14 protein-coding genes are annotated in these 14,492 nt (G+C 42.4%); 9 read left to right on the top strand and 5 right to left on the bottom strand.

The window, feature by feature from the left end:
• The first annotated feature begins 445 nt into the window (after positions 1 to 445).
• The 9 genes from trkA (at position 446) to ELZ61_RS00030 (ending at position 8,592) form a co-directional block, all read left to right on the top strand.
• Positions 446 to 1,822, top strand: coding sequence for a Trk system potassium transporter TrkA (gene trkA / locus ELZ61_RS00070; protein ID WP_103854805.1), 1,377 nt, complete (start codon positions 446 to 448; stop codon positions 1,820 to 1,822).
• Positions 1,823 to 1,912: 90 nt separating this feature from the next.
• The gene (gene mscL, locus ELZ61_RS00065; RefSeq protein WP_126370554.1) at positions 1,913 to 2,311 is read left to right on the top strand and encodes a large-conductance mechanosensitive channel protein MscL; all 399 of its coding nucleotides are present in this window, start codon (positions 1,913 to 1,915) and stop codon (positions 2,309 to 2,311) included.
• 115 nt (positions 2,312 to 2,426) lie between these two features.
• Positions 2,427 to 2,837, top strand: a complete 411-nt coding sequence (gene rraB / locus ELZ61_RS00060; protein WP_126370552.1) for a ribonuclease E inhibitor RraB — start codon at positions 2,427 to 2,429, stop codon at positions 2,835 to 2,837.
• A 148-nt stretch (positions 2,838 to 2,985) separates the two neighbouring features.
• Positions 2,986 to 3,681, top strand: coding sequence for an SIMPL domain-containing protein (locus ELZ61_RS00055; RefSeq protein WP_126370550.1), 696 nt, complete (start codon positions 2,986 to 2,988; stop codon positions 3,679 to 3,681).
• Positions 3,682 to 3,741: 60 nt separating this feature from the next.
• Positions 3,742 to 4,350 carry a peptidylprolyl isomerase gene (slyD, locus tag ELZ61_RS00050; protein ID WP_103853858.1) on the top strand — a complete coding sequence of 203 codons (609 nt, stop codon included), beginning with the start codon at positions 3,742 to 3,744 and terminating at the stop codon, positions 4,348 to 4,350.
• Between the two features lie 207 nt (positions 4,351 to 4,557).
• The gene (gene pepE / locus ELZ61_RS00045; protein ID WP_126370548.1) at positions 4,558 to 5,277 is read left to right on the top strand and encodes a dipeptidase PepE; all 720 of its coding nucleotides are present in this window, start codon (positions 4,558 to 4,560) and stop codon (positions 5,275 to 5,277) included.
• A gap of 11 nt (positions 5,278 to 5,288) precedes the next feature.
• Positions 5,289 to 6,581 (top strand): C4-dicarboxylate transporter DcuC, encoded by a 1,293-nt coding sequence (gene dcuC / locus ELZ61_RS00040; protein WP_126370546.1) that lies wholly within the window; start codon positions 5,289 to 5,291, stop codon positions 6,579 to 6,581.
• Positions 6,582 to 6,790: 209 nt separating this feature from the next.
• Entirely contained in the window at positions 6,791 to 8,122 is a 1,332-nt protein-coding gene (rimO, locus tag ELZ61_RS00035) for a 30S ribosomal protein S12 methylthiotransferase RimO (protein WP_126370544.1), read from the top strand.
• Entirely contained in the window at positions 8,122 to 8,592 is a 471-nt protein-coding gene (locus ELZ61_RS00030; RefSeq protein ID WP_126373511.1) for a low molecular weight protein-tyrosine-phosphatase, read from the top strand. Before rimO ends, ELZ61_RS00030 begins: the two co-directional genes overlap by 1 nt.
• Before the next feature lie 62 nt (positions 8,593 to 8,654).
• Here ELZ61_RS00030 and ELZ61_RS00025 read toward each other — a convergent pair whose 3' ends face one another.
• The 5 genes from ELZ61_RS00025 to dnaA form a co-directional block, all read right to left on the bottom strand.
• On the bottom strand, positions 8,655 to 9,959 hold the full coding sequence (locus ELZ61_RS00025; RefSeq protein ID WP_126370542.1) for an MFS transporter: 1,305 nt from the start codon (positions 9,957 to 9,959) through the stop codon (positions 8,655 to 8,657).
• A gap of 36 nt (positions 9,960 to 9,995) precedes the next feature.
• Positions 9,996 to 10,688 carry a 7-cyano-7-deazaguanine/7-aminomethyl-7-deazaguanine transporter gene (locus ELZ61_RS00020; RefSeq protein WP_126370540.1) on the bottom strand — a complete coding sequence of 231 codons (693 nt, stop codon included), beginning with the start codon at positions 10,686 to 10,688 and terminating at the stop codon, positions 9,996 to 9,998.
• A 251-nt stretch (positions 10,689 to 10,939) separates the two neighbouring features.
• On the bottom strand, positions 10,940 to 12,016 hold the full coding sequence (recF, locus tag ELZ61_RS00015) for a DNA replication/repair protein RecF (RefSeq protein WP_126370538.1): 1,077 nt from the start codon (positions 12,014 to 12,016) through the stop codon (positions 10,940 to 10,942).
• A 3-nt stretch (positions 12,017 to 12,019) separates the two neighbouring features.
• Positions 12,020 to 13,120 (bottom strand): DNA polymerase III subunit beta, encoded by a 1,101-nt coding sequence (gene dnaN, locus ELZ61_RS00010; protein ID WP_126370536.1) that lies wholly within the window; start codon positions 13,118 to 13,120, stop codon positions 12,020 to 12,022.
• Positions 13,121 to 13,130: 10 nt separating this feature from the next.
• Positions 13,131 to 14,492, bottom strand: a complete 1,362-nt coding sequence (dnaA, locus tag ELZ61_RS00005) for a chromosomal replication initiator protein DnaA (protein WP_103853849.1) — start codon at positions 14,490 to 14,492, stop codon at positions 13,131 to 13,133.

Genomic DNA, 14,492 nt, shown 5'->3' with positions numbered 1-14,492 from the left:
CTATTTTTACTTTTATTATCAATAAGTAACATTAAAAATGATTGAGCCATCTACAAGGTTTTTCATTACTGACAAGATAAAAATGCGTAAATCCCCTTGTAAATTGCCCGAATGGAAATAAAAATTTTCAAATAAACATCGCACTTTATGCTGTTAAAATGCCTACAAAAGGGCAATAGGATAAATTTTCCCGTCCAAATTGCCCGAATGAAGAGAGAATTTTTAGAAAAGTAACGCCTGAACGCAGCGTAGCGAGTATGGGCTTACTTTTCGTTAAGAAAATTCTGTCGAAATGAGGAAAAGCAATTTGATCGGGGACGCTTTTCTTTGCTTACTTTCTTTTGCGGAAACAAAAGAAAGTAAGTCGCTCAACGAGCGAAACACGTTATAGCCCCAAAGAAAAACGCAATCAGCCAAACAATAAAAAACCAAAGAGATCACAACAATGAAAATCATCATTCTAGGCGCAGGCCAAGTTGGCACAACCCTTGCGGAAAATTTAGTGAGTGAGGATAACGACATCACCCTTGTGGATAACCAAGCGGATCGTTTGCTGGCTTTGCAAGATAAGCACGATTTGCGGGTGGTGAATGGCGTGGCATCTTCACCGAAAGTGTTGCGTGAGGCTGGTGCGGCGGATGCGGATTTAGTGGTGGCGGTAACCAATTCAGACGAAACCAATATGATCGCCTGCCAAGTGGCTTATACCTTATTTAACACGCCAACTAAAATCGCGCGTATTCGTAGTGCGGATTATTTGCGTGAGAAAAATAAACTTTTTCAGCCTGATGTGATCCCCATTGATCATATTATTTCGCCAGAAAAATTGGTTACCGATGAAATTGTTCGCTTGATCGATTACCCTGGGGCGTTGCAGGTTTCGCATTTTGCCAATGGGCGAATTAGTATTGTAGTGGTAAAAGCTTATTATGGCGGCCCTTTGGTGGGCTATGCGTTATCGGCGCTTAAAGAGCATCTGCCCCATATTGATTGCCGTGTGGTGTCGATTTTGCGTCAGGATAAGGTGATTCGTCCGCAAGGTTCAACCATTATTGAGGCAGGCGATGAAGTAACGTTCATTTGCGATACGATTCATATTAAAGCCATTATGAGCGAATTACAGCGCTTGGAAAAACCTTATAAACGCATAATGATTATTGGTGGTGGAAATATTGGTAGCGGCGTGGCAAAACGTTTGGAAGAGCAATGTTCAGTAAAATTGATTGAACGTAATCCTGAACGTGCCACTGCGTTGGCAGAGCGTTTATCAAAGACGTTAGTTTTTTGCGGTGATGCTTCTGATCAATCCTTGTTATTTGAAGAACATATTGAAAATATTGATGTTTTTCTTTCGCTTACCAGTGATGATGAAGCGAACATTATGTCTGCCTTGCTCGCTAAACGCTTAGGGGCGAAAAAGGCGATGGTGCTGATCCAACGAATGGCATATATCAATTTATTGCAAGGGGGAACGCTGGATATTGTGGTTTCGCCACAGCAGGCGACCATTTCTGCCTTGCTTGGGCATATTCGTAAAGGCGATGTGGGCAGTGTGGTGTCATTACGTCACGGTATCGCCGAAGCCTTAGAAATTGTGGTACACGGTGAAGCGGAATCTTCTAATGTGATTGGGCGACAAGTATCTGACATCAAGTTACCTGCGGGGGCAATTATTGGCGCAGTGTTGCGTGGCGATGATGTGATGATTGCACGAAAAAGTTTAGTGATTGAAGAAGATGATCGCATTGTGGTGTATGTGAGTGATAAAAAATATATTCCAGATGTAGAAAAATTATTCCAGCCGAGTGCATTTTTTATCTAAAAATGAAAAAAAATGCTGTACTTATCCTTTTTAGTACATATAATAGCCGCTGCTGATTAATCCTTTCAGCCTTTTATTTAGGAGTATTTTATGAGTTTTATGAAAGAGTTCCGCGAATTTGCAATGCGCGGTAATGTCGTGGATATGGCTGTCGGTGTGGTTATCGGCGGTGCATTTGGTAAAATCGTAAGTTCATTTGTTGCTGATGTGATTATGCCTGTTTTAGGTTTACTCACAGGCGGCGTAGATTTCAAAGATTTACATGTTGTATTGAAAGATGCGGTAGGTGATGTGCCAGCAGTAACTTTAAACTACGGTGTATTCGTACAAAATATCGTTGACTTCGTGATCATTGCGTTCGCAATTTTCTTAGTCGTTAAAGGTATGAACAAAATGAAGAAACCAGCAGAAGAGCCAGAAGCAGCACCTGCTGAACCTTCAAATGAAGAAAAATTATTAACTGAAATCCGTGATTTATTAAAAAAATAATTCACTGATTAGAAAAAAATCTTCCTCATAAGCAGGAAGATTTTTTTTATCCTAAATTTGAATAACGTAGTAAAATAATGCCCAATATTCACTTATTTCTAAAAGGAGAACAACAATGGACGCTATTCCAACAGTAGAAGAATCTCAAGCCACAACGCGTGAAATTATTCGTGACCTGCTTAATGATGGCAGTGATCCTGCTGCGCTTTATATTATTGAGCATCATATTTCGCATTATGATTTTGATAAATTGGAAAAAATTGCCGTTGATGTGTTTAAGGCAGGTTATGAAGTGTCTGATGCAGAAGAATGGCAAGATGAAGCTGGCAAAACCTTATTTTCTTTTGATGCCATTAGCGAAATTGAATTAAAGGCAGAATTAATTGATGCTCAACAAAAAGAATTATTCCCATTGATTGCTAAATTTAACGGCATTTATGACGGCTGGGGAACCTATTTTGAAGATCCTAATGCACAAGAAGATGAATATGGAGAAGACGGCGAGTTTTTTGATGACGAAGAATAAAACTCAGCAAAATTTGTAAAAATTCCACCGCACTTTATTTTCGCCAAAATATTAGTGCGGTGCTTTTTTATGGATTTTTTATTTTCGGAACTATTCGTCTTTTTACCTGTCGATATAGCAACAAATCAATTAATTTATAAGGATTTTTATGCGCTTAAAACAACTGACTTTTGCCTTAATGGCATTACCACTTTCTGCCTTGGCAACCCCGGTGAGCAACAATAATGTGATTAATTTTGACGTGGAGGTTGAAAAAGAAATTGCCCACGATCTACTGCAAGCAACATTATTTATCCAAGCAGAAAATAACGATCTTGCGTTAGCCAATAAGGAAATTAACGGCAAAATAAATCGTGCTTTTGAGATTTTAAAAGCCTATCCTGACGTGGAATTGCGTGATAATTCCCGCAGCACACGCGTGCGTTATAATGGTGAGGGAAAACAAAATGGTTGGATCGCTCGTGGGCAGTTAATGCTGCAAAGTAAAAATAATGAGGCGTTATCAAAAGCCATCAGTGAGCTGAATGGTCTTTTAGCGATTGAATATGTGAACTCTCAAGTGTCTTCTGATGCAATTAATCGCATTGAAGATGAAATGATGCAACAAGCGCTGACACAATTAAACCGCAAAGCCACATTAATTCAACAATCACTTGGGGCGAAAGGCTATAAAATTGTGGAATTGAATATCCGAACGCCAATGGAAAGTGGACGCTTTGTGGCTCGCCCTTATGCAATGGCTAAAATGGCAAGTTCAATGTCGAACGATGAGGTGCAATTAGGCAATGGCAAAGCTAACGTAAGAGCAAGCATTGAGGCGAAAATTCAGCTTGTTCAGGAATAATGACAGCCTGCCCCATTTCCTATACAATGGGGCAATTTTAACAAGCCAACGAGGTTATAAATGAAAGTTGCAAAAAATGTTGTGGTGAGCATTGCTTACCAAGTTCGCACCGAAGACGGTGTATTAGTTGATGAAGCTCCAGTAAATCAGCCTTTAGAATATTTACAAGGGCATAATAATTTAGTGATTGGCTTAGAAAAAGCCTTAGAGGGAAAATCCGTTGGCGATAAATTTGAAGTTCGTGTAAAACCAGAAGAAGGTTATGGCGAATACAATGAAAATTTAGTGCAACGTGTGCCAAAAGATGTATTTGTTGGCGTTGATGAGCTGGTAGCTGGAATGCGTTTTATTGCAGATACGGATGTTGGCCCATTACCTGTGGTGATCACGGAAGTGGGTGAAAATGATGTGGTAGTGGACGGCAACCATATGCTTGCAGGTCAAGAATTACTTTTCGATGTGGAAGTGGTGGCAACCCGCGAAGCAACTTTAGAGGAAATCGCACACGGTCATATCCACCAAGAGGGCGGTTGCTGTGGCGGACACGGTGATAGCGATGAAGAAGGACACGGCTGTGGTTGTGGCGGTCATCATCACCATCATCACGACCACGATCACCACCATCACGATGGCGAAGGTTGCTGCGGAAACGGTGGTTGTAAACACTAATTAAATTCTCGTCAAAAAACGACCGCACTTCAATCCACACCGCATTTAGTCGAAGATTAAATGGGTGTGGATTTTTTTGTGATACACATCAAGAAATTCACCTTTTTATTGTAAATCTTGTGCCTTTTTTGTCATTCCTACGCATAATGTTCCTTGTAATTACTTAACCCTAACAGGTTATTCTTTCGCATTCACAAGGAGGCAAGAATGAAAAATATGCTTTTAATGAGCGGTTCTAAATACCAAAACACGGGTTATCTCGTGCATTGTATGCCGTGGCTGAAAAGCTTTCTTTCTACATACAAAGGAAAAACCATTGGATTTGTGCCTTATGCAGGCGTGAGCCGTAGTTATGATGAGTATGAAACGCTGGTGCAACAAGCCTTGGCAGAGCTAGAAATGGACGTGGTTTCTGTCCATCGTGGCAAGCGTCATTTAGATATTATTGAGCAAGCTGATGTGATCGCCATTGGCGGTGGTAACACATTCTGCCTAATCAATGGATTGTATGAACACCATTTATTAGACGCCATTCGCCAAAAAGTGCAACAAGGCACGCCTTATTTTGGCTGGAGCGCAGGGGCAAATGTGGCAGGTAAAACCATTATGACCACCAATGATATGCCAATTCTTTATCCGCCTTCTTTTGATGCTTTAAATCTTTTCCCACATCAACTTAATCCACACTTTATTTCCGGCAAAATTGCAGGGCATAACGGTGAAAGCCGTGAAGAGCGCTTAGCGGAATTTTTGATTGTCAATCCTGAATCGCACGTTTACGCCTTGCCTGAAGGCACGGCATTACAGATTCAAGGCAATCAATCCAAAGTACTGGATATTAGCGAAGCACAGCAAAGTGCGGTACTAAAATTCAGTAAAAATGGCCAATGCGAACGCTATGAAAGCGGTGTTACCTTTGATTACTAAGGAGAAGAAAAATGCTTGAACTTAAATCTTTTGTAGCGATTTTGGGCGTTATCGCTGCGGTTTATTTACTGGTAAAAAAATATGAAACGCGTACCGTATTAATTGGCTTAGGGTTGATGATGTCCTTGCTCACCCTAAACCCAATGGGCGCGCTGGACGCTTTTGCAAAATCAATGACCAGCGGCGGCTTGATTATGGCGATCTGTTCTAGTATGGGTTTTGCTTATGTAATGAAATACACAAAATGCGACACCCATCTGGTACATTTAATGACGAAACCGCTTTCAGGACTCAGATTTTTCTTAATCCCTTTTGCCACGGTGATCACCTTCTTTATTAATATCGCCATTCCTTCTGCGGCAGGCTGTGCCGCTGCGGTTGGCGCAACCTTAATCCCCGTGTTAAAAAGTGCTGGCGTACGCCCAGCCACTGCGGGGGCCGCAATTTTGGCAGGGACGTTCGGTTCAATGATGAGTCCGGGGTCTTCTCATTCTGCAATGATCGCGGAAATGTCCAACTTAACCATCACGCAAGTGAACTTATCTCACGCGCCTTACACAATGATCGCAGGAGCGATTGCGGCGGTTTCACTAACCTTGGTTGCATTAATGTTGAAAGATTACGGCGAAGAACACCGTCAAGCCTATTTAGCTGAAGCGAAAGAAGCGGAACAATCTTTCCAAAAATCGAACCTACTTTTTGCCATTGCACCTTTATTACCGTTGGTGATTTTGGTGATCGGCGGTACATCTTTACAAGAAATTCCTGCGCTGGCGTGGACAAAAATGGGCGTGCCACAAGCAATGTTAATTGGTGCAATTTACGCCATTATCGTCACCCGAGTTTCCCCAGCGAAAATTACCGAAGAATTCTTTAACGGAATGGGTAGCGCTTATGCAAACGTGCTAGGTATCATTATTTCCGCCAGCGTTTTTGTGGCAGGATTAAAATCCACCGGTGCCATTGACAGTGCGATTGAGTTCCTTAAACATTCCAATGAATTCGTACGCTGGGGCGCAACCATTGGGCCATTCTTAATGGGCTTGCTCACCGGTTCTGGCGATGCGGCAGCCATTGCTTTCAACACAGCGGTAACGCCACACGCGGTCGAATTAGGCTATACCCACTTAAATCTTGGTATGGCAGCGGCTATCGCAGGGGCTATCGGACGCACCGCTTCCCCTATTGCTGGCGTAACCATTGTATGCGCGGGCCTAGCAATGGTTAGCCCAGTGGAAATTGTCAAACGTACTGGCTTAGGAATGGTGCTTGCGGTGTTATTCTTAGCATTATTTATGCTCTAACTCAAAAGGCATAACAAATAAAAGTGCGGTGAAAAAATTCAACAAATTTGCACCGCACTTGTTTGTTTTAGCGTTGTTGTTGAAAACCTAACGAGCTTTCTCGTTATAAAGTGCGGTGCTTTTTTCCGCGAAATTTCCCCCGCACTTATCGCCTTTTGCATACGAATTTTGTACAATGCACCGTTTTGAGTGATTATTGAGATTATTGTATGAGTTCAGCGCCAAATATTGGTTTTATTAGCTTAGGTTGCCCTAAGAATTTAGTGGATTCAGAGCGTATTTTAACGGAGTTGCGTTCTGACGGATATAACATTATTCCGAGTTATGAAAATGCCGATTTAGTGATCGTTAATACCTGCGGATTTATTGACAGCGCAGTGCAAGAGTCGCTAGAAGCGATCGGCGAAGCATTGGAAGAAAACGGCAAGGTGATTGTAACGGGCTGTTTGGGAGCGAAAGAAGATCGCATTCGTGAAGTTCACCCAAAAGTGTTGGAGGTAACAGGCCCGCACAGCTATGAAGCGGTGATGGGGCAAGTGCATAAATATGTGCCAAAGCCTGCCCATAATCCTTATATCAGCCTTGTGCCAGCGCAAGGGGTGAAGCTCACGCCAAAACATTATGCTTATTTGAAAATTTCTGAAGGCTGCGATCACCGTTGTACGTTCTGCATTATTCCTTCAATGCGTGGGGATTTAGATAGCCGCCCAATTACGCAAGTGTTAGATGAAGCCAAACGCCTTGCCGATGCGGGTGTGAAAGAGTTGCTTATCGTGTCGCAAGATACCTCTGCTTATTCTTTAGATCAAAGCAAAGAAAATCAAAACAAAACGGTTTTCTGGAACGGCAAGCCGATTAAAAACAATCTCATCAGCCTGTGCGAACAGTTGGCAACCTTAGGCATTTGGGTGCGTTTGCATTATGTGTATCCTTATCCGCACGTGGATAATTTAATTCCACTAATGGCAGAGGGCAAAATCTTGCCTTATTTAGATATTCCATTACAGCACGCTAGCCCGAAAATTTTGAAAGCGATGAAACGCCCCGGTTCAATCGATCGCACCCTTGAACGAATTAAAAAATGGCGTGAAATTTGCCCTGAATTAACCTTGCGTTCTACCTTTATTGTGGGCTTCCCAGGGGAAACGGAAGAGGATTTCCAACAGCTTTTAGATTTCTTGCAAGAAGCACAATTAGATCGTGTTGGCTGTTTTAAATTTAGCCCGGTAGAAGGTGCGATCGCTACAGATATGCCAGATCAAGTGCCAGAAGAGGTAAAAGAAGAACGCTTCCACCGCTTTATGCAAGTGCAACAAGCCATTTCCGCACAGCGTTTACAACAAAAAATTGGCAAAACGCTGCCAGTGATTGTGGACGAAATTGACGAAGAGGGCATTATCGGACGCTCAATGGCAGACGCACCAGAAATTGATGGCGTGGTTTATGTGGATAACCTGTCAAACCAAGCGGTGAGTGTGGGACAGGTGATTAACGTTACCATTACGCAAGCCGATGAATATGATTTATGGGGAACGTGCTAATGACAGTGAAGGTGCTTTTTGTCTGCTTGGGGAACATCTGCCGTTCCCCAATGGCAGAATATCTTTTCCGCGAGAAAGTGAAACAAGCAGGGCTAGCCGATAAAATCCTCTGCGACAGTGCGGGGACATCAGGCTGGCACGATGGCGAAGATATGCACTGTGGCACAGCAGAAACCCTTGAATTGCATCATATTGATAATAAAGGCTTTACTAGCCGAAAAGTGCGGTCAAAAGATTGGCAAGATTTTGATTATCTGATTGCAATGGACAACCAAAATTTAGCGGATTTGGAAAAATTATTTGGGCATCACCCTGAAAAATTATTTCAAATCACTCAACTTTGTCCAAACCTTGGCATCGATCATATCCCCGATCCTTGGTACACCAAAAACTTCACGCAAACCTATGAATTATTGGATCAATGTTGCGATGCGTTACTAGAACATATCCGCAAAGAAAAACATTGCTAAAAACCACCGCACTTTCGTTTATAAAAAAGCTGATAGTCTATGGCTATCAGCTTTTATTTTTACTATAACTCCCTTATCGTACTATTTCTCTTCAACAATATTAAAGCAAAGGTAGCGATTAATAGCACAAATGCGGCGCCAATATAAAGGTTCTGTTTTTCCCACCCTTTGTCTAATAAAACGCCTGCGATCATTGGGGCGAGGATTGCGCCGATGCGTCCAATGCCGATTGACCAGCCAACTCCTGTGCCTCGTATATCACTAGCGTAGATGCTTGGGTTTAGGGTGTAAAGTCCACTGATACAGCCGTTAATTAATGCGCCTACGATGACACCTAGTACCATTGCAAGCCATAAAACAGTCGAAGAAAGAATAAAAGCAATGACGGAAATTGCTGCAATGATCGTAAATAAAATTAAGACGTTACGCGCAGACCAGTAGCTTGCTAATAAACCATAGAACAATGCCCCACAAGTGCCCCCTAAAGAAATCATCATACCAATGGTGACACTTTGTTCTGTGGTCATTCCAGCTTCTTTTAATAAGGCTGGCGTCCAAGAGCTAATGAAATAGAAACTAAACATTATCGCAAAGAAGGCCAACCAAATGGCTAAAGTCGAGCGACGATATTGTTGATTAAATAGTTGGGTAATAGGGGCGGCTTTCGCTTTGTGTTGCTTGATTTCTGGCAAAGAAAATGAGGAAATGCCGATTTTTTGCAGAATGTTGTTTAATCGAGCTTGAGCATTCTTTGGTTGTTTATTGATTAAATAATCAATGGATTCAGGTAGCCATAATACTAAGCAAATTAAGCATAATCCCGTTAAAATTGCGCCTGCAAGGAAAACTGAGCGCCAACCATATTCAGCTTGTAAGGCAACAGCAAAAAGCCCCCCTAAAATCGCGCCAATACCAAATCCTGCGGCATAAATACTGATAGCAAGGCTACGCCATTTTTTTGAGGAATATTCACTGGTTAGCACATTTGTACCAACTAAAATACCGCCAACGCCTAAACCAGTTACAACACGCCAAATGCCGAGAGAATAGGAGTCTGCGGCGAAAAATGAACCTAACATTCCCGCAGCAGAAAGCGATACGCTGATTAATAATAATGGACGACGCCCAATTTTGTCTGCAAGAGGCGCAAGAAAGAGTGAACCGGCGGTCATTCCGAATAATCCCGCACTAAGCAACGAGCCTAACTCCGCGCCACTTAAACCAAATTCGTTACGGATACCTGTGGCAGTAAAGGCGAGTGCAAGTACATCAAAACCGTCTAACAGGTTCATTATGGTTGCCATAACGACAACCGCCCATTGGTAAGGGCTCATTGGCTGTTGGTCGATGATCTGTCGTATATTCATTGTGTTTCCTTATTATGTGTTGATGAATAAATCCTTTTATTGCTTTGTGAGTTGCTGAAGTTTACGCAAAATAACATTCAGCGCTACGCCATAGGCAGGAACGAACAGCACGATGCCAACAAAAAGTTTGAAAAGGTAATCCACAAAGCCAAGTTCAAACCAATGTTCTGCCATAAAAGGATCGCTGCTTGCATAAAATGCAACGGAGAAGAATAAGAAGGTATCTGCCATTGAGCCAAAAATCATTGAGCTACTCGGCGCAATCCACCAAGTTTTGAGTTGGCGTAAGCGGTTAAAGACTAATACATCTAACAGTTGCCCAAAAACATAGGCAACAAAACTGGCAATCGCAATGCGGAAGACAAATAAGTTGAAGTCAAATAAGGCTTCAATGCCTTGATATTGCGTATCTAAAAAAAGTGTGGAAATCGCATAACTGATAATCAACGCAGGGAACATCACAACGAAGATAATCCATCTTGCTTCTTTCGCACCAAAAATTCGCACGGTTAAATCTGTAGCAAGAAAAATAAATGGGAAAGTGAGCGTTCCCCAAGTGCTGTGGAATGAGAAATCTTCTAGCCCGAACAGATGGAGCGGCAATCGGATTTCAAAGGGAATTTGGACTAAATAGTTACTGGCGGCAATAATAAAAATGTGGAAAAAACTTAAAAGAATTAATGCCTTGTGTTTTTGTTGATGATTAAAGATCGGAGAAGTTACTTTCATCTTTTATACCTTTTTGTTGAAAACATTGGGGTGAGGGAACCCAAATTAATGGAAAAATTTAATGCACCTGCGAACAGCCGCTTACTGATATAAGGGCTGTACAAAGGAAAGCAGATAATACGTATTTTTGTTGATATTTCAAGGAATATATCTGTTTATTTCACGGAAATAAGTAGAAAAAGTTATCTAATATAAAGTGCGGTGGTTTTTTATAAATTTTTTATTGGATAGAGGAAACGATGAGAACAAAACTAGCTTTCGCTGAGTTTGCCGTTATTCACGCTAAAAGTGCGGTGTTTTTCTGGTTGCATTTCTTTGAGTTGGTTGTGAGTGATTGCGCTTACAAATACTTGCGAGCCGCTTTGTTGTAAGCGTTCAGCAAGTAAGGCGCGTTTGGTTTTATCTAATTCAGACGCGAAATCGTCAATTAAGAAAATGCAATGGCGGTCTTTTTGTTGGGTTAAGTGTTCTCCTTGTGCCAAACGTAAGGCACACATTAGCAGTTTTAGTTGTCCGCGCGAAAGCACATCTTCTACGGGTAAACCGTTGGCTTTAAAGCGAAAATCGGCTTTTTGCGGGCCAGATACGGTGTAGCCAATGGCGCGATCACGCTCAAAATTTTGGCGTAACAATTCGGCGTAATCGCTATTTTTGTCCCAGCCTTGGTGGAAGCTCACGCTGATTTCTAATTCAGGCAGAAACAGTTGGCAAGTGCGTTCAATTTCGGGGCGTAAGGCTTCGGCATAATCAGCACGCCATTGGCTCACTTGATTGGCGAGATTGACCAGCTCTTTATCCCAAATATGAATATGTTCGTAGCGAAAGGCTTGTTGCAATGCAGCGTTGCGTTGCTTTAACAAGCGGTTAAGCTGACTCCATACAGGGTGAAATTGGCTGTGATGGTGAAACAATCCCCAATCTAGAAAAGCACGGCGGTAGCTTGGCCCGCCGTTAAGCAAGGTGAGTCCTTCTGGGGTGATCATTTGCATTGGCAATAAATGGGCAAGATCAGCGATTTTTTTCGCTTCTTCACCGTTAATTTTAACCTGTGTGTTACCTTGACGATGTTTTTGCAAACCCACTGACCATTGATGCTGTTGCTCTTGAATTTTACCATACAGGGTGAAGTGGGGCTGTTCATAAGAAATGATGCGATTTGCCACCGCACTTTTAAAAGAGCGACCGTGAGCAAGATAGAAAATGGCTTCAAGCAAGCTGGTTTTGCCACTGCCATTATTGCCCACTAAAAAGTTAAAGCCGTGGTCAAATTCCAGATCCACGGCGGTTAAATTGCGAAAGTTTTCAACAGTTAAGCGTGAAATTGCCATAAATTATAAACGCATTGGCATAATCACATATTCTGCGCTGTTATCGTCCACATCTTCAATTAAACAGCTTGATGAGGCGTCTGTTAAACGCATACGCACTTGCTTACATTTGAGTGCATTGAGGACATCGAGCAAATAGCTCACGTTAAAGCCGACTTCCATTTCTTCACCACTGTAATTGATGTCAATGATTTCTTCCGCTTGCTCTTGCTCAGTATTGGTGGCGGTGATCGTGAGCTGGTTTTCAGCAAGCTGTAAACGCACGGTGCGAACTTTGTCGTTGGACAAAATAGCCGCACGGGCAAAGGCTTGTTTTAGGCTTTCCCATTCACCTGTCATAATACGTTGGGCGTTGCGTGGCAACACTCGGCGATAATCAGGGAAGCGTCCATCAATGAGTTTCGAGGTGAAAATAATGTGTCCTAAATCAATACGTAAATTATTTGTGCCGATCTGCACGCGAGCGGGTTGATCATTGCTTTCTAATAAGCGGGCAAGTTCTAAAACACCTTTGCGTGGCACAATGACAGAATGAAGTTGTAGATCTTGCTCTAACGGAATGGTGCAAACGGCAAGGCGATGTCCGTCCGTTGCTACAGTACGGAGCAAATTGCCTTCTGTTTCAAATTTCATTCCATTTAAGAAATAACGTGCATCTTGATTTGCCATAGAAAATTGCGTGGCATCAATTAAGCGGCGTAAGGTGGCTTGTGTGGTAGTAAAATCCACTTCTGCTTGCCAATCCGCCAAGTTTGGATATTCGTCCGCAGGCAAGGTGGCAAGGTTAAATTTACTGCGTCCACAAAGCACCAAAGCACGATCTTCTTCAAAATTTACGGTAATGTCTGAACCATCAGGAAAACTGCGACAAATATCAAGAAATTTTTTGGCAGGGATTGTGAAATTACCATTTTGCTCTGCGCTGTTTAGTTGTGCTTGAGTGGAAAGTTCTACTTCTAAATCAGTTCCTGTAATGGTTAAAGATTGTCCTTCAATGTGTAGTAACACATTGTTTAACACAGGGATATTAGGGCGACTGCTCAACACGCCACACACTTGTTGTAAGGGTTTTAACAGATTTTCTCTTGATACAGTAAATTGCATAGTTGCGTCCTTAAACTGATAAGGTTCGGATTAAATTAGACCAATCTTCTTGAATGCTTGGGTCTTGTTGTTTGAGTTTATCCACACTACGACAAGCGTGCAACACGGTTGTATGATCGCGATCACCAAAGCTGCTGCCAATTTCAGGGAAACTACGGTTGGTGAGTTCACGCGACAGTGCCATTGCAATTTGGCGTGGGCGAGCCACTGATCGGGCGCGGCTTTTTGATTTAAGATCCGCTACTTTGATGCGGTAATATTCTGCCACCACTTTTTGAATATTTTCCACCGTTACTAATTTTTCTTGCAACGCCAGCATATCTTTGAGGGTTTCGCGTACAAAGTCAATAGTAATCGGCTTGCCGGTAAATTCTGCATTAGCGTGTACACGGTTGAGCGCGCCTTCTAACTCACGCACGTTGGTGCGTAATTTCTCACCGATAAACAGCGCCACTTCTTCTGGTAAGCGCATATTTTTTTCTTCCGCTTTCTTCAATAAAATGGCGACACGAGTTTCAAGCTCTGGCGGCTCAATGGCAACACTCAATCCCCAGCCAAAGCGGGATTTTAAACGATCTTCGATCTTTTCAATCTCTTTTGGATAGCGGTCTGAGGTTAAGATAATTTGCCGACTGCTTTCAAATAAGGAATTGAAAATATGGAAAAATTCTTCTTGCGTGCCATCTTTGCCGGCGAAGAATTGAATATCATCAATCAGCAAGGCATCTAAAGTGCGGTAGAATTTTTTGAAGTTTTCCATTTTGTCTTCTTGCAAGGCACGGACATACTCTTGCATAAAGCGTTCGGCGTGAATATAGATCACGCGTGCTTCAGGCTTGGTAGTTAAAATCCCATTGCCCACAGCGTGTAACAAGTGGGTTTTACCAAGCCCTGTGCCACCGTAAAGAAATAGCGGATTGGCGCTTTGCTCCCCAGGGTTAATCGCCACTTTTTGCGCCACGGCTCGGGCCAGTTGGTTGGATTTCCCTTCCACAAAGTTTTCAAAAATGTGCTTGGTATTTAAGTTAGAACGATAGCTGGTTTTTTGCTCGCTTGGCTGCGCCGGTGCATTATGTTGAACGGCAGCAGGTGGCGGTGTGGTTTTACGCATCGCAGGTTTTGAACCTTCTTGCACTTTCACACTAAAATCCGCATTGCCAGAAAATTGTTGGGCTAAACGGCTGATTAATTCAAGATAATGGGTTTCCACCCAGTTTTTAACAAAAACGTTGGAGGCATATAACACCATATTGTTTTCACCCACAATATCAGCTTGCAATGGGCGTAACCAAGTGCTGAAATCCGTTGGTGAAACTTGATCTTGCAGTTGTGAAAGGCAATCCTGCCAAAGTGATGCGAGCGTGGTTTTCAT

Origin of the sequence: Avibacterium volantium (assembly GCF_900635775.1) — a bacterium.
Classification (GTDB): Bacteria; Pseudomonadota; Gammaproteobacteria; order Enterobacterales; family Pasteurellaceae; genus Avibacterium; species Avibacterium volantium.
This window is presented reverse-complemented; position numbering and strand designations above follow the sequence as displayed.

Coding starts and splice junctions, on each gene's coding strand:
- trkA (WP_103854805.1), top strand. CDS start 446: ATGAAAATCATCATTCTAGGCGCAGGCCAAGTTGGCACAACCCTTGCG.
- mscL (WP_126370554.1), top strand. CDS start 1,913: ATGAGTTTTATGAAAGAGTTCCGCGAATTTGCAATGCGCGGTAATGTC.
- rraB (WP_126370552.1), top strand. CDS start 2,427: ATGGACGCTATTCCAACAGTAGAAGAATCTCAAGCCACAACGCGTGAA.
- ELZ61_RS00055 (WP_126370550.1), top strand. CDS start 2,986: ATGCGCTTAAAACAACTGACTTTTGCCTTAATGGCATTACCACTTTCT.
- slyD (WP_103853858.1), top strand. CDS start 3,742: ATGAAAGTTGCAAAAAATGTTGTGGTGAGCATTGCTTACCAAGTTCGC.
- pepE (WP_126370548.1), top strand. CDS start 4,558: ATGAAAAATATGCTTTTAATGAGCGGTTCTAAATACCAAAACACGGGT.
- dcuC (WP_126370546.1), top strand. CDS start 5,289: ATGCTTGAACTTAAATCTTTTGTAGCGATTTTGGGCGTTATCGCTGCG.
- rimO (WP_126370544.1), top strand. CDS start 6,791: ATGAGTTCAGCGCCAAATATTGGTTTTATTAGCTTAGGTTGCCCTAAG.
- ELZ61_RS00030 (WP_126373511.1), top strand. CDS start 8,122: ATGACAGTGAAGGTGCTTTTTGTCTGCTTGGGGAACATCTGCCGTTCC.
- ELZ61_RS00025 (WP_126370542.1), bottom strand. CDS start 9,959: ATGAATATACGACAGATCATCGACCAACAGCCAATGAGCCCTTACCAA.
- ELZ61_RS00020 (WP_126370540.1), bottom strand. CDS start 10,688: ATGAAAGTAACTTCTCCGATCTTTAATCATCAACAAAAACACAAGGCA.
- recF (WP_126370538.1), bottom strand. CDS start 12,016: ATGGCAATTTCACGCTTAACTGTTGAAAACTTTCGCAATTTAACCGCC.
- dnaN (WP_126370536.1), bottom strand. CDS start 13,120: ATGCAATTTACTGTATCAAGAGAAAATCTGTTAAAACCCTTACAACAA.
- dnaA (WP_103853849.1), bottom strand. CDS start 14,492: ATGAAAACCACGCTCGCATCACTTTGGCAGGATTGCCTTTCACAACTG.